Here is a 21,001-nt window from a genome sequence, read left to right on the forward strand (position 1 = left end):
GCTCGGTCCTTATGCCGCCTGCTTGATGAGCTTCAGCGCCTCGGCCGGATCAATCCGCCCGTCATACAGCGCACGGCCGGAGATCGCGCCTTCGAGCTTCGCAGCACGTGGCTCAAGCATGGCCTTGATATCATCGATGGAGGCGAGACCGCCCGAGGCGATCACCGGAATTGAAATCGAATCTGCCAGCGCAATCGTCGCATCCCAATTGATACCCTTGAGCAAACCGTCGCGCGCGATATCGGTGAAGATGATGGCGGCGACGCCAGCATCTTCAAAACGCTGCGCGATTTCCAGCGCAGTGACGGTCGAGGTCTCAGCCCAGCCCTCAACGGCAACCTTGCCGTCGCGCGCATCGAGGCCGACGGCCACCTTGCCGGGGAATTTCTTCGCGGCTTCCTTCACCAGAGCTGGATCGCGCACCGCAGCCGTGCCGATGATGACGCGGGTGATACCTTTGGAAAGCCAGGCTTCCACCGTCTTGAGATCGCGAATGCCGCCGCCGAGCTGCACCGGCATCTTGATGACCTTCAGCATCGACTCCACAGCCTGCGCATTCACCGGCTTGCCGGCAAAGGCGCCATCGAGATCGACGACATGGAGATATTCGAAGCCTTGAGTCTCGAAGTCGTGCGCCTGTGCGGCGGGATCGAGGTTGAACACAGTGGCGCGCGCCATGTCGCCCTGCTCAAGGCGAACGCACTGGCCGTTTTTCAGATCGATGGCGGGAAAGAGAATCACGGCTTCCACTTCAGAAAGTTCGAAATCAGGGCCAGGCCAAAGCGCTGGCTCTTTTCGGGATGAAATTGCGTACCGATCGCGGTGTCCTTGCCAACGATGGCGGTGATGGGACCGCCGTAATCGGCGCGCGCCAGCACATCGGCTTCGTTGACCGCGTTCAGGTGATAGGAGTGTACGAAATAGGCATGGCGGCCCTTCGGCCCAAGCGGCAGGCGCTCCAACACCGCGTGCTCACGCACCATGTCGAGCGTGTTCCAGCCCATATGGGGGATCTTCAGATTCTCTTCGCGCGGCTGGATCTTCTCGACATCGCCGGCGATCCAGCCCAGCCCCTCGGTCGTGACGTGTTCCTTGCCCTTGGTCGCCATCAGCTGCATGCCGACGCAGATGCCGAAGAAGGGGCGCGCCTTGTCGCGCACCGCTTCGGTCATCGCCTCGACCATGCCGTCCAGTGAATCCAGTCCCTTGCGGCAATCCGCGAAAGCGCCGACGCCGGGCAGCACGATGCGATCGGCGCGGAACACCGCTTCGGGATCGCGCGTGACGATGATTTTCTCCGGCACATCCATGCTGCGCGCGGCGCGCTCGAACGCTTTCGCTGCGGAGTGCAGGTTGCCGGAGCCGTAATCGATAATGGCAACGCTCACCGTGTCACTCCCGGTTGCGGGAATAACCCGATGATGTCGTTTTGCGCCGGAGACGGCGGACGTGAGAAAGACTGGCTGGGAACGTGACGGGTCGGCGGCGGACCGCCGCGATCGCTCGCCCACTGATCGTTGACTGCGTTATGCTGCGCGGTCCAGCGATCGAAGAAGCGACGCTCGGCGGCATCCTTGTTATCTGCAACGACCACATCGAGCTGACGCCACTTGCCGCGCGACAGCGTCCAGCGGCGCAGGCTGGCGGCCTCGAAGCCCATCAGCAGCGCGAACAGCAGCATCACAACGAAACGGGCGCCGAGATCGACCTTCAACATCGACAGCGCGACTTCGCCGGCGATCGACAGCACGACATAGCCGAGCAGTGCCCACCACAGCCGATGATAGATCAGCCAGATCAGGCCGGCGACGAACGCCCAGAAATGGAATCCATCGCGCACGAACTCGAACTTGTCCGTTGCCGCAAACGGCTCAGGGCCGGCACCGCGAGGTGCGTGAACTGTGTAGACCGGCATGGCAAACTCCGCCCGAAACCGTAGAGGCCGATCAGCCGCCGAGCTGACCCTTGGTGGATGGTACTTCGCCGGCATTGCGCGGATCGATCGCAACACCCGCCCGCAGCGCCCGCGCCAGACCCTTGAAGCAGGATTCGGCGATGTGATGGCTGTTCTCGCCATATAGGGTTTCGACGTGCAAAGTCACGCCCGCATTGCCGGCAAAGGCGTTGAACCACTCGCGCACCAGCTCGGTGTCGAATTCGCCGATCTTGTGGGTCGGGAAGGTGGACTTGAACACCAGCACCGGCCGGCCGGAAATATCCAGCGCCACCCGGGTCAGGGTCTCGTCCATCGGCATATAGACCGAGGCATAGCGGGTGATCCCGGCCATATCGCCAAGTGCCTGCTTGACCGCCTGGCCAAGCGCGATGCCGACATCCTCCACCGTATGATGGAAATCGACATGGAGGTCGCCGACCGCCTTCACAGTGACGTCGATGCGGGAATGGCGGGCGAGCAGATCGAGCATATGGTCGAAGAAGCCGATTCCGGTGGTCGATTTGGATACGCCGGTACCGTCGAGGTTCACGGAGACCTCGATATCGGTTTCCTTGGTCTTGCGCTTGATCGTCGCCGTGCGCATGAAAACGCCTCTCCGCCTGCTGAAAACGCGCCCTTTTAACAGGGAGATGACACCTTCGCTACCGCGGGAGAGCCGATTCCGGACCGATCTTTGCCCCTATGGTGACCGGAATCCGCGCGCATCGGCCGCTGGCCTATGCTTCGTCGCCGGATTTGCAACGGCCGGTATCCGTGCCTAGATCAGGCGCTCAAGAGGGTTTCCATGAACGCATCCTATTCGGCTTCCCATGACGGATCATCTCCGGTCTGGCACGGCACCACCATCCTGACCGTCCGCAAGGGCGGTAAAGTCGTGATCGGCGGCGACGGTCAGGTCTCGATCGGCCAGACGGTCATCAAATCCAATGCCAAAAAGGTCCGTAAACTGGGCAAGGGCGACGTGATCGGCGGCTTTGCCGGCGCCACGGCGGACGCCTTCACGCTGTTCGAGCGTCTCGAAGCCAAACTGGAGCAGTATCCCGGCCAATTGACCCGGGCGGCCGTCGAACTCGCCAAGGACTGGCGCACCGACCGGTATCTGCGCCGGCTGGAAGCCATGATGATCGTCGCCGACAAGGACGTCTCGCTGGTGCTGACCGGCACCGGCGACGTGCTCGAGCCGGAAGCCGGCGTGATGGCCATCGGCTCTGGCGGCAATTACGCGCTGGCGGCAGCGCGGGCGCTGGTCGACACCGACCAGGATGCCGAGACCATCGTGCGCAAATCACTCGATATCGCCGCCGATATCTGCGTCTACACCAACCGCAACGTGACGCTGGAAATGCTGGAGGCATGACCGTCGCGGGTCACAATACCCACGCGTCGTCCGGCAGCGACCTCTCGATCAAGCAGGGCGTCGTCATCGCACTCGGCCTGCTCGCCCTGCAGGCGACTCTTCTTTATGCGATGGGGCGATTGCCGATCTGCGCCTGTGGCTACGTGAAGCTGTGGCATGGCGTGGTGCTGAGTTCGGAGAATTCACAGCACCTCACCGACTGGTACACATTCTCTCACATTATCCACGGCTTCTTGTTTTACGCCGCCACCTGGCTGCTGTTTCCACGACTGTCCTGGATCGCGCGGCTGATCGTTGCGATGCTCGTCGAAGGCGGCTGGGAGCTGCTGGAAAATTCGAGCTGGATCATCGAGCGCTACCGCGCGGGTACGATGTCGCTCGATTATTACGGCGACAGCATCGTCAATTCGCTGGCGGACACGCTGTCGATGACCACGGGCTTCATCCTGGCGCGGAAGCTGCCGGTCGCCGCTACCGTCGCGATCGCGCTTCTGTTCGAGATTCTGGTCGGCCTGCACATTCGCGACAATCTCACTTTGAACGTGATCATGCTGATTCATCCATTCGAAGCGATCCGAACCTGGCAGGCCGGCCCACCTATTATCTGATCCGCTTGTCCCCACGCCTTTCTCAACTTACGTAGAGTGACATGACCGACTTTTCTCCCCGCGAAATCGTAAGCGAACTCGACCGGTTCATCGTCGGCCAGCACGACGCCAAGCGCGCGGTATCGATCGCGCTGCGCAATCGTTGGCGGCGCCTGCAACTGACCGGTTCGCTCCGCGAGGAAGTGCTGCCAAAGAACATCCTGATGATCGGCCCCACCGGCGTCGGCAAGACCGAGATCGCGCGCCGGCTGGCGAAGCTCGCCGGCGCGCCTTTCATCAAGGTCGAAGCCACCAAGTTCACCGAGGTCGGCTATGTCGGCCGTGATGTCGAGCAGATCATCAGGGACCTCGTCGAGGTCGCGATCTCGCTAACCCGCGAGCGCAAGCGCAAGGACGTCCAGGCGCGAGCTCAGCTCGCCGCCGAGGATCGCGTGGTCGATGCTCTGGTCGGCGCCACCGCAAGCGCAGCAACGAAAGAGTCGTTCCGCAAGAAGCTCCGCACCGGCGAGCTCAACGATAAGGAGATCGAGATCGAGGTTCAGTCCTCCGGCGGCCCCTCGATGTTCGAAATCCCGGGAATGCCCGGCGCGCAGATGGGCGCGATCTCGATTGGCGATATCTTCGGCAAGATGGGCAAGAGCACCAAGACGCGCCGCCTGCGCGTGGAAGATGCACATGAGCCGCTGGTGAATGAGGAAGCCGACAAGCTGCTCGACAGCGACGCACTCGTGCAGGAAGCGATTTCAGTGGTCGAGAACAACGGCATCGTGTTTCTCGACGAGATCGACAAGATCTGCGTGCGCGACGGCCGCAGCGGCGGCGAAGTCTCGCGCGAAGGCGTTCAGCGTGACCTGCTGCCGCTGATCGAAGGCACCACCGTCTCCACCAAGCACGGCGCGGTGAAGACCGACCACATCCTGTTCATCGCATCCGGCGCATTCCATATTGCCAAGCCGAGCGATCTCTTGCCGGAATTGCAGGGCCGCCTGCCGATCCGCGTCGAGCTTAATGCGCTGACCCGCGACGACATGCGCCGCATTCTCACCGAGCCGGAAGCTTCGCTGATCAAGCAATATGTGGCGCTGCTGCAGACCGAAGGCGTGACGCTGGAATTCGCCGACGATGCCATCGATGCACTGGCCGACGTTGCCGTTGCCGTGAATTCAAGCGTCGAGAATATCGGCGCACGACGTTTGCAGACGGTGATGGAGCGCGTGCTCGACGAGATTTCCTTCGCTGCGCCCGATCGCAACGGCGAGACCATCCGAATCGATGCCGCCTACGTGCAGAAGCATGTGGGGGATCTGGCGAAGAATTCGGATCTGAGCCGGTTTATTTTGTGAGACGAAGCACTGACCTCTCGCTCCCTCGCCCCGCTCTTGCGGGGAGAGGTTAAGAACGCGCCCGCCTGATCCGCACATACAGCGCACCGGCGCCGCCGTGCCCGATATGCGCTTCCTCGAATCCCACCACCAGCGACCGAAACTCCGGCAGTCCCAGCCAGAGCGGCACCTGGCGGCGCAGGACGCCGCGCTCGGATTCCGGGCCGGTCGTGCGGCCCTTGCCGGTGATAACCAGCACGAAAGTCATGCCGTCATGGCTGGCGCGATGCAGGAATGCCGACAGCGCGTGATGCGCGCGCGTCTGTGTCATTCCGTGCAGATCGATCCGCGCGTCGATGTCCTTGCGACCGCGCGAGAGCTGCGAACGCTCGCGACGCCCGAGCGGCGCCAGAGGCGGCACCGGCGGCGGCGCAGGCTTTGCGGTTTTGAGGACTGCTGGGGGTGCCGAGGTCATCTTCTTGGGCGCCGCGACTTTCACAAGCGTTGGCCCGTCTTCCTCAGGCTCCGGCTTCACCACACGCTTCTTGCGCAGCGGCTTGACCTGTTTGGCAACCAGTTCCCACAGCGCGCGCTCCTCTTCGCTCAGCACGCGGCGACGGCGCGGCGCCACGGGATCGATGAGTTGCGGTGGACGTGAACGCTTCATTGCCAGGGAAAACGGAAGAGGGACTGCGGCTGCTTCACTGCGCGACGATACACGCGGTGCCTGGCTTTGGCACGTTTCGGTTTAACTTCCCGCTTCACTTCAGGTTTTACTTCGGGTTTTTTCTGCGACTTCGCCTCGGCTGCGACTTGAGGCGCGACCGCAGGCCGTGCCTCCGGCAATGGCACTGTCGTAGCCGCGGCTGGCGGGGATGTCGGAGCGGGCCCGACTACAGCCGCAGCTGGTTTTGCAACTGGCAATGGCGTCGTCATTGTCACGGCTGGCGCCGCGGGCTTCGACGCGACCGATGTCTCAGACCTGGACGTATCGGGCTTTGCTGCAGCCTTGTTATCGATCGCGGAATTTTCGACCTTCGATGCTTCGACCGGCTTCGGCTCGGTCTGCGGAAACAGCTTTGCGATTGTCTCCGACGGCCGCGCATCGGGCAGCGGCATGTGATGGCCGCGCACAGAGGGATCGAGACTCTTCGGCACCAGCATAACAAAGCGCGCAGGGTGGCGCATCCGGCCGGCGACTCGGCCAGCTTCTGGACCGGCCCCAAAATACAGATCGGCACGGGCCGGGCCGACAATGGCCGAGCCGGTGTCCTGCGCTACCATCAGGCGACGGAACGGCGTCTTTGCCGTATCCGAGTCGACCGGCAGATCGCCTTCGATGAAGAACGGTGTGCCATAGACATGCAGCGACTTGTCGACGGCGATGGATCGGCCCGGCGTCAGCGGTACGCCTTGCGCACCGACGGCTTCGTCCTTGTCGGAGAGCTGCACTTCGCGAAAGAAGACATAGGAGCGATTCTGCCGACGCAGTTCGCTCGCGGCATCCGGGTTCTCTTCCATATATTGCCGGATACGCTGCATCGACATCTGCTCGCGCGGAATGATGCCACGATCAATCAGCACGCGACCGACCGGCGTATAGCGATAGCCATTATGCGCATCGTAATTGATCCGCACCGTGCCGCCGTCTTCGAGGCGGACGCGCGCCGAGCCCTGGATCTGCGTAAACAACAAATCGGTCTGGCTCTTCAGCCACACGATTTCGAGCCCGCGCCCGGCGATGGCGCCGTCTTCGATCTCACCACGATCATAATAAGGCACGAGTTTGCGACGGCCAATCTTGCGGAACACGTCGCCGCCATTCGGCATGCTTGCGGATGACTGGCGATAGCCGCGCACAAACAGATTCGACGGGCGGCGATAGACCGGCACGGTGTAAACGTCAGTCTTCGTGCGCGAACCGTCGATCACCGGCTCATAGTAGCCGGTGACGAAACCTTCAGGCTCGCCGAGCCGTGAGATACGCAGCGGCAGAAAATGGTCTTCGAAGAAAGCGCGGGCCTTGGCGCCATCGGAAATCTCGGCAGTTCTCGCAGCCCGGCAGGGATCGCGGAGCGTGGTGCCGAGCGCCTTCGAATCCGTTGGTGAGTTGCGTTGAGCAACAATCGGCTTGCAGCTGGTGCGAAAAGCCTGGAAGGCGAGGAGGTGATCGTCCTCGCTCCAGCCGGCGATATCGGCCCAATTCACCGGCGCATATTGGCTGCCTGTGAATTCGAACGGCCATTCCCGCGGCGGATTGTGCCGCGGCACATACACAAATTGTGCAGGATCATTCTTGACGTGCTTGGCGTGACGCCGGACCCGTGCGTCCGCAGAGACAGGGACCAACGCAGCAGCAATCACGCACAGCGCGGCAAGCCGGCCGAGCCTGGCAGCGTTATTGCACGCTGCCGGTGCCAACCAGCTTCCAATTCGGATCGCGCGAAGTGATGTCGCGGGCAAAAGTCCAGACGTCGGTGATGTCGCTGACCTTGTCGGCATTGCCGTCGACCACAGCGCCGGTCTTGTCGCGCGTCACCGAAATCATCTGCGACACGAAACGTACGGTGAGCTGTGCCGCGCGATCGCGCACTTCGGCGCCGACGAGTTCGGCCTTGTCGATGGAGACGAAACGGGTCTCGGTCTTCTGCTCGTTCTTCTCGCGGTCCTTGATGACGGCGTCGAACGAGTCGAACACTTCCGATGACAGCAGATCCTTCAGCGACCGACGATCGCCATTGGCAAAGGCCAACACGATCATCTCATAGGCGCCCTTGGCGCCGGTGATGAAATGGCGCGGATCGAACGACGAATCCTGGTCGACGATGGCATCGAGACCGGCGGCGAGCGGCGTGCCCGGTTCGGTGATGCCCTTCCAGCGCTCGGCGGGAGAGACGTCGGCGGCCGGTGCCGGCGCAGCCTGATCAATGGGGCCGCCGGGCATCGGTACGACATTGCCTTCGGGCGGCAGAGCATCACGCGCCGCGCGGTCGAAGGGCGGACGCTCTTCGCCGGTGCGCTGTCCGAGCACATTGCGCAGGCGGATGAAAATGAAGACCGCCAGTGCCAGGAAGATGATGGTGTAAATGTCCACGTCTTATTGCTTTCTGATCGGTGCCGGGCATGCCCGGCGGAAGACTATGCCGCCCATCGCGGTGCTGAAATCGGCTCCCGCAGGTCGGGAGATCGCGTCATGGGCGAACCTGCTCCATGTAGACATGAAACTAAGCCCAGCCAATGGCGCGCCATCGTGTCCGGCTGCGGCAAAGCGGCCTTCGCACCGGCAGCCTCGACCGCAACCGTTTCGATAAATTCTAGCGCGTTTGTCTGTCAGAGGAAATCGGATCGAACGAGGAAAACCCGCACTTTCAGTCATTTAACGTGAATTCGGGGCGAATATGACCGGTTTTGCACCTGGATGCCCAAGCGGTGGGTCAAACCGGCGATTTTCTAGCGTCCAGGTTGCGGCGGGGCATCCTTGTCGAGTGCCTTAGGCCTATGATAGCCACTCGCCGCGATCACCTCATTCGACCGTTCGTGCGGACGCCCGCGACGAACCGGTTCCACCCGCCCGGCAGCGCTTCAGGAGAATTTTCGATGGCAAACGGCAACGGCACCCCTCCGGAGCAGTCCCCCCCTCAGCTTAATGTACTGGCGCAGTACACCAAGGACCTGTCGTTCGAAAACCCGAACGCCCCAGCCTCGCTGGCACCGCAGGCCCAGCAGCCGAACATCAATATCCAGATCAATGTCGGCGCCAACAATCTCTCCGAGAGCGAATATGAAGTGACGCTGTCGGTCGAGGGCAAGGCCGAGAACGCCGGCTCGGTGCTGTTCTCGTTCGAACTGGCCTATGCCGGCGTATTCCGCATCGTCAACGTGCCGCAGGAAAACCTGCACCCGCTGGTTATGATCGAATGCCCGCGCCTGCTGTTCCCGTTCGCGCGCGAAATCATCGCCACCGCTGTGCGCGATGGCGGCTTCCCGCCGCTGATGCTCGATCCCGTGGATTTCGTCGGTCTGTACCGGCAGAACCTGGAACGTCAGGCTCAAGCCGACGCTGGTCCGGCAAACTAAGTTCGGGTGCTCCAAACAATAAGCTTACGTCATGGCCGGGCTTGTCCCGGCCATTGTCGTTTTACGACGGCGTTCCCAGAAATTCGTTCCAGATTGCCTTCTCGCCCATCGTTGCGACAAAGGCGCGGTGCTCGGCGCGATCGGCTTCGGTCACGCGCGGCGCAAGTGCGATCTCGCGCTGGCGGCGCGGTGCATCATTGATGCTGCCGGTGCGCTGCGCAGGCGCTTCGTCCGCCAGGATCAGTTGCGACTGCCGGGCGCCAATGAGGTCTATATAGACTTCCGCCAGCAATTCGGAGTCGAGCAGCGCGCCGTGCTTGGTGCGGCGGGAATTGTCGATCGCATAGCGGGCGCAGAGATCGTCGAGCTTGTTCGACACACCGGGATGCTTGCGGCGCGCCAGCAGCAGCGTGTCAACGAGACGCTCGCGCGGCACCGGCGGGCGCTTGATGCGATCGAGTTCGGCATTGATGAAGCCGAGGTCGAACATGCCATTATGAATCACCAGGGGCGAATCGCCGATGAAGGCCATGAAGTCGTCGACCACTTCGTGAAACAGCGGCTTGGTCGACAGGAACTCGGCCGACAGCCCGTGCACGTTGAATGCTTCCTGAGGCATGTCACGCTCGGGATTGACGTAGACATGGAAGGTCTGGCCGGTCGGCATCCGGTTGAAGATTTCGAGGCAACCGATTTCCACCAGCCGATCGCCCCGGAGGGGATCGAGGCCGGTGGTTTCGGTATCCATGACGATTTCGCGCATCGCAGTAAGCCGGTTGTCGAATCAGGGGGCGGTTACGGTCGCCGTTGCGGCATCTTAACAGCCTCGGCGAGAATTTCACGGATCTGCTCCCGCACGGGGTCCAATCCGTTCGATGTATCCACCACGAAGTCGGCGCGCTTGCGCTTTTCGGCGTCAGGCAGCTGCCGCGCCAGAATGGCGTCGAGTTTCTCGGCTGTCATACCCTCGCGCGCCAGGATGCGCTCGCGCTGCTGCTCGGGATTGGTGGACACGACGACTACCGCATCGACGCGCTTTTCACCGCCGGTCTCATAGAGCAGGGGTACATCGACCACCGCCACCGGCACGCCAGATTTCTCGGCATCGTCCAGGAATTTCTTGTGGTAGGCGCCGAGCAGGGGATGCACGATCTGCTCGAGCTTCTTCATCGCGGCGGCATCGTGCACCACCAGCGGCGATAGCTTCGCGCGATCGACCTTGCCATTTACGGTGGTTCCGGGAAACGCCGCCTCGATCAGCGGTGCAGCTTCGCCCTCATAGATCATGTGCACGGTGGCGTCGGCGTCATAGACCGGCACGCCGGCTTCCATGAACAACTTCGCCGTGGTGGATTTCCCCATTCCGATCGAACCGGTCAGCCCCAATACGCGCATCAATTCCTCATAAAAATCAGATCGCGATCATCTCTTCGCCGCGCAGGAAACTCAACAGCGGCAGCAGCGGTAGGCCGAGAATGGTAAAGTGATCGCCTTCAATCAGCTCGAACAGATGCACACCCAGACCTTCGAGCTGATAGGCGCCGACACTCGTCGTCACCTTGTCGCCCGCAGCGTCCAGATAGGCATTGATCGCCGCATCATCCAGCTTGCGCATGGTCATATGCGCCACGGAGACATTGGAGAACAACGTCGCACCATCGCAAGCGACGGCAAGCGCTGAATGCAATTCGTGGGTCCGACCGGCGAGGATCGCAAGTTGTTCGGCCGCCTGTTCGCGTCCGGCGGGTTTGCTGAACATCCGATCCCCGAGCGCCAGGATTTGATCGGCGCCAAGAACATAGCGGCCGGGATGACGCAGCGAGATAAAGGCCGCCTTCCGCTCGGCGAGCAAAGCCGCGATCTCACCAGGCGCCGTCAACCCGGATTTCTGCTGGATGCCGCGCTCGTCGATATCCGCCGGCATCGCATCAAACGTAATGCCAGCATTCGCCAGCAACTCACGACGCGCCAAACTCTGCGACGCCAGGATCAGTGGTTGCACGCCACGCCAAATGGTCATTCGGACATCCTCTGACGCTGGCGATCGGCCAGCAGTTTCATGATGGCTGCCGCGGTTTCCTCGATGGAGCGACGTGTCACTTCCAACAAAGCCCAGCCGTATTTGGCGCTAAGCTTGCGCGCATAGGTGACTTCGTCCGTGACCGACTGGCGATCGATATAATCGTCATTGGCCGTATCGCTGCCAATGCTGAGAAGCCGGTTCTGGCGAATCTGAATCAAGCGCTCCGGCGTCGCGTGCAGGCTGACCACCAGCGGATTTTTCAACGTCTCAAGCTGATGGGGAATGGGGATGCCGGGGACGAGCGGCACATTGGCCGTGCGCACACCACGATTGGCAAGATAGATCGATGTTGGTGTCTTCGATGTGCGCGACACGCCGACCAGAACCACGTCCGCTTCTTCGAGGCCTTCCACATGCTGGCCGTCGTCATGCATCATCGAATAATTCAGTGCATCGATACGCTTGAAATATTCGGCGTTGAGCGTGTGCTGCGCACCGACGCGGCCGGTGGTCGACGCACCAAGATAGGCCTGAAAGAGCTGCATCACTGGCCCGATGATCGACAGGCTCGGGCTGTTGATCTCCTGGCACTTGGCTTCCAGTCGGCCGACGAGATCTTTTTCCAGCAGCGTGAAGAGAACAATGCCCGGCGCTTCCTCGATTTCGGAAAGCACACGATCGAGTTGCTTTTGGCTGCGGACCAGTGGGTAGACATGTTCGACCGGGGTGACGTTGGCATATTGCGCCGCGACGGCGCGGGCCACCGTGATCAACGTCTCACCGGTCGAATCGGAGACCAGATGAAGATGAAAATAGCTGCCGGTGGTGGGCACCATGATCGTGTATGTCCTGTGAATCTCTGTGGAGCTTTTCCGGGAAATCGACCATCGCCTCGGCGGGCCCGGGATAACTCGGTTTTTTCTTCACAGGGCTCATGAAGAGGAAAAGCTCTGAGGCTGCTCTGAATGATAATGGGGTTATCCGGGTTTGTCTTGGGATAATCCAGTGCACGGCGATGGTAAGCCTTTGCGCTGCATATCGAACTTGCATGCAGGCCGCTTTGGGGGAATCACGCGGCAATGTGCATAAGATAGGGATAAGACGGGACAGCATTGCGCGGGCGCAATCCACTGCTACTTAGACTCAAACCTAAGAATCTATAAGGATTGTTTAGGGAAGAGACCGCTTGCGGATAACGCGTCGATCGGGTCTTTATCCGTCGTCGCTGCAACGCTGACGTCTCGCAATACGTTCCAGTGGCGACGATGCCCCTGCAACCGTTACCGAGCGATTAAGAGTTTCCTAAAAATGTCCGAGTGGCTTTCCGGCCTGTATGTTTTTTTGACGATGTTCGTCGGTGGCGGATATGACCTGCTATACTCTTGGGCCAAGGCGCTGCATGTGATCGCCGTCATCTCGTGGATGGCGGGCATGCTGTATCTGCCGCGACTGTTCGTCTATCACTGCGATGCGGAGATCGGCTCGAAGCAATCCGAAACCTTTAAGGTGATGGAGCGTCGTCTGCTCAAGGCGATCATCAATCCGGCGATGATCGCCACCTGGATCCTCGGCCTGTATCTCGCCTGGGCCGGTCACTGGTTCAGCTCGGGCTGGTTTCACGCCAAACTGACGCTGGTGCTGCTGATGTCTGGCGTTCATGGCTTCCTGAGTGCCCGGGTGCGTGATTTTGCTCAGGACAAAAATACGCGGACTTCGAAATTCTATCGAATTATCAACGAGGTACCCACAATTTTGATGATCCTGATCGTCATTTTGGTGATCGTGAAGCCGTTCTAGGCCAAATTTGTCATCACAACCGCCGTTTCGGCTCCTTGCGCGACACCCTACGATTTTCTATATTCGCGTCATCCCACCCCACGCAGGCGGATGTGGTTTGTACCGGTTTCGCTTTTTGAACCGGCCACCGCATCAGGTTTGAAGCTCCTTCAGCACCTTCCTCGCTCAAGACTTCCTGGCCAGAGACCTGCGGACTTTCCTGATCTTTTCCAGCGTCCGCATCCGTCTTGGCTACCTCGCGCTCCCTCCCCGACTTTCCACAGGATCCCTCCCAATGCGGGAAATGAAACTCCAGGACCTCAAGGCCAAGACGCCAGCCGAGCTTGTCTCGTTTGCGGAAGAGCTCGGGGTCGAAAATGCCAGCACCATGCGCAAGCAGGAGCTGATGTTTGCGAGCTTGAAGCAGCTGGCAATCAAGGAAACCGACATCATCGGCGAAGGCGTCGTCGAAGTTCTGTCCGACGGCTTCGGCTTCTTGCGGTCGCCCGATGCGAACTACCTGCCGGGTCCGGACGATATCTATGTCTCGCCCTCGCAGATCCGCCGCTTCGGCTTGCGCACTGGCGATACGGTCGAAGGCCATATCCGCAGCCCGAAGGAAGGCGAACGTTACTTCGCTTTGCTCAAGGTCAATACGCTCAACTTCGAAGATCCCGAGAAGTCGAAGCACAAGGTCAATTTCGACAACCTCACCCCGCTGTTTCCGGACCAGCGCTTCCGCCTCGAGCTGGAAGATTCGACCCGCCGCGATCTCTCGGCGCGTGTCATCGACATCGTCGCGCCGATCGGCAAGGGTCAACGCGCACTGATCGTCGCGCCGCCGCGTACGGGTAAGACCGTGCTGATGCAGAACATCGCACATTCGATCACCGCCAATCATCCGGAATGCTATCTGATCGTTCTTCTGATCGACGAACGTCCGGAAGAAGTCACCGACATGCAGCGTTCGGTGAAGGGCGAAGTCGTTTCCTCGACCTTCGACGAACCGGCCGTCCGTCACGTTCAGGTCGCCGAAATGGTGATCGAGAAGGCCAAGCGCCTGGTCGAACATGGCCGCGACGTCGTCATCCTGCTGGATTCGATCACCCGTCTCGGCCGCGCCTACAACACCGTGGTCCCGTCGTCCGGCAAAGTGCTCACCGGCGGTGTCGACGCCAATGCGCTGCAGCGTCCGAAGCGCTTCTTCGGTGCGGCCCGTAATGTGGAAGAAGGTGGTTCGCTGACCATCATCGCCACCGCGCTGGTCGATACCGGCAGCCGCATGGACGAAGTCATCTTTGAAGAATTCAAGGGCACCGGTAACTCGGAACTCATCCTGGACCGCAAGGTCTCGGACAAGCGGACCTTCCCGGCGATCGATATCTCGCGCTCGGGTACCCGCAAGGAAGAGCTCATCACGGATCCACAGCTGCTCAAGAAGATGTATGTGCTCCGCCGGATCCTCAATCCGATGGGTACGATGGACGCTATCGACTTCCTGCTCGATAAGCTCCGCAACACGAAGAACAACTCGGAATTCTTCGATTCGATGAATACGTAAGTTTCGGGGCTGTTCGAGCGAACAGCTGCAGGACTGCAAAACGCGCCGTTGCGAAAGCAGCGGCGCTTTTTTGTGTCGGTTCTTTGTACTGGCCGTTGACCGTCATTCCGGGATGTACGGAGGTCGGCGAAGACGCCTGATGCACAGACCCGGAATCACGGATTGTCTTAAACATCTCGGGATTCTGGGTTCAGAATCCCCATTGCATCGCATCGCCCCCATCGGCAAATAGGCGATGCATCCACGCGACCAGACGATCTACGCTTTGTCCTCCGGCCGCCCGCCGACAGCGATTGCGATTGTCCGCGTGTCAGGTCCTCAGGCAGGTGAGGCGCTGACGCGTCTGGCAAGGAAGCTGCCGGCGCCGCGGATGGCCACCCATGTTCTCCTCTCGGATGACCGGCTCGGCCCGATCGACGATGCGGTGGCGCTGTGGTTTCCGGGGCCAGCGAGCGCGACCGGCGAGGACGTTGCCGAATTTCATATTCATGGCGGGCGCGCGGTATTGGCTTCTTTGTTTGAGGCCCTGGGCGCCATCGACGACTTACGGCCGGCGGAGCCCGGCGAATTCACGCGCCGCGCGTTCGAGAACGGCAAACTCGACCTGACCGAGGCGGAAGGCCTCGACGATCTGATTCACGCGGACACTGACCGGCAGCGGCGTCAGGCGCTGCGGCAGCTCAAGGGACTGCTCGGCGACAAGGCGCGCAACTGGCGACAGCAGATCATCGAGGCGCTGGCCCTGGTCGAAGTCGGCATCGATTTTTCTGACGAAGGCGACGTATCCGCCGAATTGCTGGCGCCGGCTTTGGCGAAAGCATCGGCGCTGCATCGGGAGATCGAGGGGGTGCTTGCGGCGCAGGGTCGAAGCGAGCGGTTGCGCGACGGTCTGGTGGTGGCCATCGCGGGTCAGCCCAATGTCGGCAAATCGACGCTGATGAACCAGCTCGCCCGGCGCGACGTGGCAATTGTTTCACCGCATGCCGGCACCACCCGCGACGTTATCGAGGTGCAGCTCGACCTCGACGGTTATCCGGTAACTATCATTGACACCGCCGGCATTCGCGAGACGGCCGATCCGGTAGAGGAGGAGGGCGTGCGCCGGGCCCGGGCCCGCGCGGCCGAGGCGGATCTGGTACTATGGCTGGTTGACTCCAGCGCGGAGGTATCCAATCCCGAGCAATGGCTTGCGGAATCTGAAACGCCGGTCTGGGTGGTCCGGAATAAGGTCGATCTGGTCCAGACTGCGTCGGCCAAGCCAGATCTATTGATCGCAATTTCTGCGGAGCGCGGCGATGGTCTTGCACAGCTGTTGGCACTGCTGGTCGACTTCGCCGGTCGGTACTTCGGGAGCGGAGAGGCCGGGCTGATTACCCGGGAGCGGCAGCGTCTTTTGCTGCGCAGCACATCGGATTTGCTGCAGAATGCTGCAGCATCGGCTGAGCAAGGGGAAGAATTCGTCGCCGAGGATATGCGTGCTGCAGCGCAGCAATTGGGACGATTGCTGGGACGTGTCGATGTAGAGGATATCCTCGATAGCATCTTCCGGGATTTTTGTATAGGTAAGTAATATTTCTTTGTTCATTTTTTAATGAAATGAATATTGGATCAACTCGGGCGTGGAACTCGGTAAAGCACAGAGATTTCAGCCATCATTGCGAGCGGAGCGAAGCAATCCAGAAGGGGTAGCTGACTTGCAAAAGACAGGACTGCTTCGTTGCAATATGCCCCTCGCAATGATGGCCGAAGAAGAATGTGTTTCACGTGAAACAGTCTGGCCTCCATTCTTCCAAAGACACTGTTGTTTCACGTGAAACAGTGCCTGTGGATTTCTCTTCAATCCCGGCGGCGCCCGCGCTAGAAGCTGCGGCCATGCAGGACAAGTTTGACGTCATAGTAATCGGGGGAGGCCATGCCGGCTGCGAGGCCGCGGCTGGTGCTGCGCGCATGGGCGCGCGGACTGCATTGGTCACGCACCAGTTTGCGACCATTGGCGCAATGTCCTGTAATCCTGCTATTGGCGGTCTCGGCAAGGGCCATCTGGTTCGCGAGGTCGATGCGCTGGACGGGTTGATGGGCCGCGTGGCCGATGCCGGCGGGATCCAGTTCCGCATGCTCAATCGCAAGAAGGGTCCGGCCGTTCGTGGCCCGCGCACCCAGGCGGACCGCAAGCTTTACGCTGCAGCGATGCAGGCGGCGATCGTCGCGACCAAGAATCTGAGTGTGATCGAAGGCGAGGCCGACGACCTGCTGATGTCGAACGGCCGGGTCACCGGCATCCGTCTTGCCGATGGCCGCGAACTCGCTGCCGGATCGGTGGTCATCACCACTGGGACCTTTCTGCGCGGGTTGATCCATCTCGGCGAGAAGAACTGGCCCGCTGGCCGGATCGATGAAGCTCCCGCCCTCGGCCTGTCCAAGGCGTTCGAGCGCGTCGGCTTTACCCTCGGACGGCTCAAGACCGGTACGCCACCGCGGCTCGATGGAACCACCATCGACTGGGCGGGGGTAGAGATGCAGTCCGCTGACGATCCGCCGGAGCCGTTCTCGGTCATGACCGAGCGGATCACCAATCCGCAGATTCAGTGCGGCATCACGCGCACCACACCGGCGACCCATGAGGTGATCCGGGCCAATGTGCATCGCTCGCCAATGTATTCCGGTCAGATCAAGAGTTCGGGGCCCCGTTACTGCCCGTCCATCGAGGACAAGATCGTTCGCTTTGGCGATCGCGATGGTCACCAGATTTTCCTGGAGCCGGAAGGCCTCGATGACTCCACGGTCTATCCCAACGGCATCTCTACCTCACTGCCCGAGGAGGTTCAGGTTGCGATCCTGGCCTCGATCCCCGGTCTCAAGCAGGTCCGAATGGTCCGCCCGGGTTATGCGATCGAATACGATCACGTCGATCCCCGCGAACTCGATCCGACGCTGCAGACCAAGCGCGTCGCCGGCCTGTTTCTGGCCGGGCAGATCAATGGCACCACCGGATACGAAGAAGCGGCCGCCCAGGGTCTCGTCGCCGGTTTGAATGCGGCCCTGGCCGCGAGTGGGAGCCAGTTGACCGTGTTCGATCGTGCCGATGGCTATCTCGGCGTGATGATCGACGACCTGGTCACGCGTGGGATTACCGAGCCCTATCGAATGTTCACGTCGCGGGCCGAATATCGTCTCACGCTGCGTGCCGACAACGCCGATCAGCGCCTGACCGACAAGGGTATCAGCCTGGGATGTGTCGGCAGCGCTCGTTCGGTCCGGCATGGCGCCAAGATGGAAGGCCTTACCGCCGGTAAGACCCTGACCCAGGCGCTGTCGATCACTCCTAACGGGGCGGCGAAGCATGGTCTGGTGCTCAATCACGACGGTCAGCGTCGCTCTGCCTTCGATCTCCTCTCCTACCCAGAGACCGAATGGGCCACCGTGACCCGGATCTGGCCAGAATTATCGGCCATTGACCCAGCGATCGGCACCCATATCGAGATCGATGCCAAATATGATGTCTATCTGAAGCGTCAGACCGCGGATGTGGAGGCTTTTCGCCGTGACGAGGGTCTCTCGCTGGTGGATGTCGACTATGATGCGGTCCCCGGACTGTCCAATGAGGCCCGGGCCAAGCTCAAGGCCGCGCTTCCGCACACGGTGGGGCAGGCGGGACGTCTGGATGGTATGACTCCGGCCGCATTGGCCATTCTCGCGGCCTATCTCCGCCGCGAAGCACGGAAGCCGAAGGCTGCTTTGGCCTAATTGGTTGTTTCACGTGAAACAGAAGCCGAAATCAGCGCGGCTCCGTTGAAGATGGCTTCACTGGCCGGCGGGGCCAGAAGGCAACGGCTGCTACGGCCACTGTAAAGAGAATCACGGCGACGATTGTCTGGACCACGTCGAAATTGAGTGCGTCACGCGAGACGAATAGCGCAGTGATGGGTGCTGCCAGCATCAGGAAAAGCCGTACGATCACACTCATGGTCATCTGCCTCCAACGATGATTCATTGGAGGCCGGACTCGTCCTGCTCGCATTGATCCTGGTCAACTCACTGTCCTGAATCCTCTATACTGCAAACCCTTGCGCCCTCAGGGCGGCATTCAGCTGGTTATCAGAGGTGCTGAACAGGTCGTACAGGACGGCGTAAGGATCGCCTTCAAGCTTGAGCGCACGCGCAAAGGCGGGCTCTGTCTTTGCTCCTCCGGCCCGTAACGCGCAGATGGCGGTGTGGAAGGCGGGTCCGCCCAGGGTCAGCAGTCGCTTCTCGACTTCGAAGTGCCGCCAGCCAGCTTGATCCTGTACGGGAGTCGAGCTGACAAAGATCTCGAACGGCCATCCATACGCTTCGAATGTCGCGATCACCGGTCGGCCTTTGGCCGACCATTGATAGATGGCAAAGCTTTCGGACTCGCCGAAGTGCTTCCAGACAAGTTCAACAGCCGCGGACAGGTCGGCGGCGCAACAGATGATATCGATGTCACTGTCGGGCCGGGCGACACCGAGCGGCAGCGTGCCGATCACATGCGGGTCGAATGGTTCGAGGATGCGGAGCAGGCCGGTGCGTCGAAGGGCATCCTGATAGGTCGGTCGCTCATTCATCGGCAATTCCCGCCCGGATTCGTCGCCTCAATCCGGCAATTTGATAGCGGCTGTAATGGACTCAGAGTATGGATGGGTCCCAACAGCTTTTCAGACAATCCAATGGCTCAACGATCCCAACAAGCGGCGCCCGCACCCCGGCTCGATGCCGATAAGGCTGCGGCCTTGCGGCTGACACCTGTTTCACGTGAAACGGAAGACAGGCTCGATCGCTATGTCGACCTGTTGCTGCAGTGGCAGGCCAAGACAAATCTGATTTCGCCGGCCACGCTTCCAAATCTCTGGACGCGCCATATCTCGGATTCGCTACAGCTTCTGAACCTCGCGCCGGATGCAAAGATCTGGTTGGACTTCGGCAGCGGCGGAGGTTTCCCCGGTGTCGTTCTGGCCTGTGCCATGGGTGACGTCGCAGGTGGGCATGTTCATCTCGTCGAGCGAAACGCCAAGAAGGCGGCGTTCCTGCGCGAAGCGTTACGTGTGACGCAAGCCCCCGGCACGATTCATCTGGCTGACATCGGGGATAATGTGGATAGATTTCCCGAGCATGTCGATTGCATCACCGCGCGTGCCGTTGCCTCGTTACATATCGTTATCGGTTTCGCTGAGCCTTTCATGAAGTCGGGCACAAAAGCCTTATTTCTCAAGGGTCAAGATGTAGAATCGGAATTGACCGAAGCTACTAGATATTGGAATATAAGCCCGCGCCTGCATGCCAGCCTGACCGGCGGACAAGGCTGGATCGTCGAACTCGACCGGATCGAGCGACTGACCCCGTCCGCAAACCAAAATGGCCACACCAATGACCGTAATTGATCAGCAATATCAAGAGCATATGTCAAATACGGTGCCTGGCCATCCGCGCATCCTGGCGCTGGCCAACCAGAAGGGCGGCGTCGGCAAGACCACCACCGCGATTAATCTCGGCACCGCACTCGCCGCGATCGGCGAGCGCGTGTTGATCGTCGATCTCGATCCGCAGGGCAATGCATCCACCGGTCTCGGCATCGATCGTCGCAATCGCAACTGCTCGACCTACGACGTTCTGATCGGCGAAGCGCCGCTGCGCGATGCGGTCGTCGTCACCGCCGTGCCGCGTCTGCACATAGCCGCCTCGACCATGGATCTGTCGGGCCTCGAGCTTGAACTCGGTTCGGCCCGCGACCGCGCCTTCAGGCTGCGCGATGCGATCGGCGAGTTGAACAACAATGTCTCGCCGGGCTCCGACTATACTTACGTGCTGATCGATTGCCCGCCATCGCTCAACCTTCTCACCGTCAATGCCATGGCCGCGTCGGATGCGATTCTCGTTCCGCTGCAGTGTGAGTTCTTCGCGCTCGAAGGTCTGTCGCAATTGTTGCAGACCGTGGAGCAGGTGCGCTCGACGCTGAATCCGAACCTGTCGATCCATGGCATCGTGCTGACCATGTTCGACTCGCGCAACAACCTGTCAAACCAGGTGGTTGCCGATGTCCGCGAATTCATGGGCAGCAAGGTCTACGAGACCATGATTCCGCGCAACGTCCGCATTTCGGAAGCGCCGTCCTACGGCAAGCCGGTGCTGGTCTATGACCTGAAGTGCTCGGGCTCTGAAGCCTATCTGCGGCTCGCGACCGAAGTGATCCAGCGCGAGCGCGACCTGCGCACCGCTCACTGAGCAAGTAGGGTGGGCAAAGCACAGCGTGCCCACCACAGCGGATCGCAAACGATAATGGCAGGCGCGGCGCAAGTGCGCCTTTG

At 60.7% G+C, this 21,001-nt stretch carries 23 protein-coding genes; 10 read left to right on the forward strand and 13 right to left on the reverse strand.

What is annotated here, in order from left to right:
- Nucleotides 1–9 precede the first annotated feature (9 nt).
- From hisA to hisB, 4 genes are read right to left on the reverse strand one after another with little or no spacing between them, the layout of a single operon-like run.
- On the reverse strand, nt 10–741 hold the full coding sequence (gene hisA, locus CHC01_RS05370) for a 1-(5-phosphoribosyl)-5-[(5-phosphoribosylamino)methylideneamino]imidazole-4-carboxamide isomerase (protein WP_089263668.1): 732 nt from the start codon (nt 739–741) through the stop codon (nt 10–12).
- The gene (hisH, locus tag CHC01_RS05375) at nt 738–1,388 is read right to left on the reverse strand and encodes an imidazole glycerol phosphate synthase subunit HisH (RefSeq protein ID WP_089263098.1); all 651 of its coding nucleotides are present in this window, start codon (nt 1,386–1,388) and stop codon (nt 738–740) included. The genes hisA and hisH overlap by 4 nt, the downstream gene beginning before the upstream one ends.
- Nucleotides 1,385–1,915 carry a DUF2628 domain-containing protein gene (locus CHC01_RS05380; protein ID WP_089263100.1) on the reverse strand — a complete coding sequence of 177 codons (531 nt, stop codon included), beginning with the start codon at nt 1,913–1,915 and terminating at the stop codon, nt 1,385–1,387. Before CHC01_RS05380 ends, hisH begins: the two co-directional genes overlap by 4 nt.
- Before the next feature lie 31 nt (nt 1,916–1,946).
- Nucleotides 1,947–2,540, reverse strand: a complete 594-nt coding sequence (gene hisB / locus CHC01_RS05385; protein ID WP_089263102.1) for an imidazoleglycerol-phosphate dehydratase HisB — start codon at nt 2,538–2,540, stop codon at nt 1,947–1,949.
- A gap of 201 nt (nt 2,541–2,741) precedes the next feature.
- On the opposite strand from hisB, the gene hslV reads away from it, so the two are divergent.
- The 3 genes from hslV to hslU are packed head-to-tail and all read left to right on the forward strand — an operon-like array spanning nt 2,742 to nt 5,265.
- Entirely contained in the window at nt 2,742–3,314 is a 573-nt protein-coding gene (hslV, locus tag CHC01_RS05390; protein ID WP_068730238.1) for an ATP-dependent protease subunit HslV, read from the forward strand.
- Nucleotides 3,311–3,922 (forward strand): DUF2585 domain-containing protein, encoded by a 612-nt coding sequence (locus tag CHC01_RS05395; RefSeq protein ID WP_089263104.1) that lies wholly within the window; start codon nt 3,311–3,313, stop codon nt 3,920–3,922. The genes hslV and CHC01_RS05395 overlap by 4 nt, the downstream gene beginning before the upstream one ends.
- Before the next feature lie 41 nt (nt 3,923–3,963).
- Nucleotides 3,964–5,265 (forward strand): ATP-dependent protease ATPase subunit HslU, encoded by a 1,302-nt coding sequence (hslU, locus tag CHC01_RS05400; protein ID WP_089263106.1) that lies wholly within the window; start codon nt 3,964–3,966, stop codon nt 5,263–5,265.
- A gap of 49 nt (nt 5,266–5,314) precedes the next feature.
- Here hslU and CHC01_RS05405 read toward each other — a convergent pair whose 3' ends face one another.
- The 3 genes from CHC01_RS05405 to CHC01_RS05415 are packed head-to-tail and all read right to left on the reverse strand — an operon-like array spanning nt 5,315 to nt 8,338.
- Nucleotides 5,315–5,911: a Smr/MutS family protein gene (locus tag CHC01_RS05405; protein ID WP_089263108.1), complete on the reverse strand. Its 597-nt coding sequence runs from the start codon at nt 5,909–5,911 to the stop codon at nt 5,315–5,317.
- On the reverse strand, nt 5,908–7,746 hold the full coding sequence (gene mltA, locus CHC01_RS05410; RefSeq protein WP_089263110.1) for a murein transglycosylase A: 1,839 nt from the start codon (nt 7,744–7,746) through the stop codon (nt 5,908–5,910). Before mltA ends, CHC01_RS05405 begins: the two co-directional genes overlap by 4 nt.
- Nucleotides 7,643–8,338 carry a Tim44/TimA family putative adaptor protein gene (locus tag CHC01_RS05415; RefSeq protein ID WP_068730234.1) on the reverse strand — a complete coding sequence of 232 codons (696 nt, stop codon included), beginning with the start codon at nt 8,336–8,338 and terminating at the stop codon, nt 7,643–7,645. Before CHC01_RS05415 ends, mltA begins: the two co-directional genes overlap by 104 nt.
- A gap of 503 nt (nt 8,339–8,841) precedes the next feature.
- On the opposite strand from CHC01_RS05415, the gene secB reads away from it, so the two are divergent.
- The gene (gene secB, locus CHC01_RS05420) at nt 8,842–9,321 is read left to right on the forward strand and encodes a protein-export chaperone SecB (protein WP_068730233.1); all 480 of its coding nucleotides are present in this window, start codon (nt 8,842–8,844) and stop codon (nt 9,319–9,321) included.
- A 61-nt stretch (nt 9,322–9,382) separates the two neighbouring features.
- On the opposite strand, the gene dnaQ is transcribed toward secB, so the two are convergent.
- The 4 genes from dnaQ to CHC01_RS05440 are packed head-to-tail and all read right to left on the reverse strand — an operon-like array spanning nt 9,383 to nt 12,177.
- On the reverse strand, nt 9,383–10,084 hold the full coding sequence (dnaQ, locus tag CHC01_RS05425; protein WP_089263111.1) for a DNA polymerase III subunit epsilon: 702 nt from the start codon (nt 10,082–10,084) through the stop codon (nt 9,383–9,385).
- Between the two features lie 32 nt (nt 10,085–10,116).
- On the reverse strand, nt 10,117–10,716 hold the full coding sequence (gene coaE / locus CHC01_RS05430; RefSeq protein WP_089263113.1) for a dephospho-CoA kinase: 600 nt from the start codon (nt 10,714–10,716) through the stop codon (nt 10,117–10,119).
- A gap of 16 nt (nt 10,717–10,732) precedes the next feature.
- Nucleotides 10,733–11,341 carry a Maf family protein gene (locus CHC01_RS05435; RefSeq protein ID WP_089263115.1) on the reverse strand — a complete coding sequence of 203 codons (609 nt, stop codon included), beginning with the start codon at nt 11,339–11,341 and terminating at the stop codon, nt 10,733–10,735.
- On the reverse strand, nt 11,338–12,177 hold the full coding sequence (locus tag CHC01_RS05440; protein WP_089263669.1) for a pyruvate, water dikinase regulatory protein: 840 nt from the start codon (nt 12,175–12,177) through the stop codon (nt 11,338–11,340). The genes CHC01_RS05435 and CHC01_RS05440 overlap by 4 nt, the downstream gene beginning before the upstream one ends.
- A gap of 514 nt (nt 12,178–12,691) precedes the next feature.
- On the opposite strand from CHC01_RS05440, the gene hemJ reads away from it, so the two are divergent.
- The 4 genes from hemJ (at nt 12,692) to mnmG (ending at nt 18,425) form a co-directional block, all read left to right on the forward strand.
- Nucleotides 12,692–13,141, forward strand: coding sequence for a protoporphyrinogen oxidase HemJ (hemJ, locus tag CHC01_RS05445; protein ID WP_089263670.1), 450 nt, complete (start codon nt 12,692–12,694; stop codon nt 13,139–13,141).
- A 274-nt stretch (nt 13,142–13,415) separates the two neighbouring features.
- The gene (gene rho / locus CHC01_RS05450) at nt 13,416–14,681 is read left to right on the forward strand and encodes a transcription termination factor Rho (RefSeq protein WP_068730228.1); all 1,266 of its coding nucleotides are present in this window, start codon (nt 13,416–13,418) and stop codon (nt 14,679–14,681) included.
- A 235-nt stretch (nt 14,682–14,916) separates the two neighbouring features.
- Nucleotides 14,917–16,251, forward strand: a complete 1,335-nt coding sequence (gene mnmE / locus CHC01_RS05455; protein WP_089263117.1) for a tRNA uridine-5-carboxymethylaminomethyl(34) synthesis GTPase MnmE — start codon at nt 14,917–14,919, stop codon at nt 16,249–16,251.
- Between the two features lie 302 nt (nt 16,252–16,553).
- Nucleotides 16,554–18,425, forward strand: a complete 1,872-nt coding sequence (gene mnmG / locus CHC01_RS05460; RefSeq protein ID WP_089263119.1) for a tRNA uridine-5-carboxymethylaminomethyl(34) synthesis enzyme MnmG — start codon at nt 16,554–16,556, stop codon at nt 18,423–18,425.
- A gap of 31 nt (nt 18,426–18,456) precedes the next feature.
- Here the strand turns inward: mnmG and CHC01_RS05465 are convergent, their stop codons facing one another.
- Entirely contained in the window at nt 18,457–18,645 is a 189-nt protein-coding gene (locus CHC01_RS05465) for a hypothetical protein (RefSeq protein WP_089263671.1), read from the reverse strand.
- Nucleotides 18,646–18,730: 85 nt separating this feature from the next.
- Entirely contained in the window at nt 18,731–19,264 is a 534-nt protein-coding gene (locus CHC01_RS05470; protein WP_089263121.1) for a DUF4269 domain-containing protein, read from the reverse strand.
- 102 nt (nt 19,265–19,366) lie between these two features.
- On the opposite strand from CHC01_RS05470, the gene rsmG reads away from it, so the two are divergent.
- Both rsmG and CHC01_RS05480 read left to right on the forward strand, forming a co-directional pair.
- Nucleotides 19,367–20,077 carry a 16S rRNA (guanine(527)-N(7))-methyltransferase RsmG gene (gene rsmG, locus CHC01_RS05475; RefSeq protein ID WP_089263123.1) on the forward strand — a complete coding sequence of 237 codons (711 nt, stop codon included), beginning with the start codon at nt 19,367–19,369 and terminating at the stop codon, nt 20,075–20,077.
- Entirely contained in the window at nt 20,064–20,918 is an 855-nt protein-coding gene (locus CHC01_RS05480; protein WP_089263125.1) for a ParA family protein, read from the forward strand. Before rsmG ends, CHC01_RS05480 begins: the two co-directional genes overlap by 14 nt.
- Nucleotides 20,919–21,001 lie beyond the last annotated feature (83 nt).

Source organism: Tardiphaga sp. OK246, from assembly GCF_900188215.1.
Lineage (GTDB): Bacteria > Pseudomonadota > Alphaproteobacteria > Rhizobiales > Xanthobacteraceae > Tardiphaga > Tardiphaga robiniae.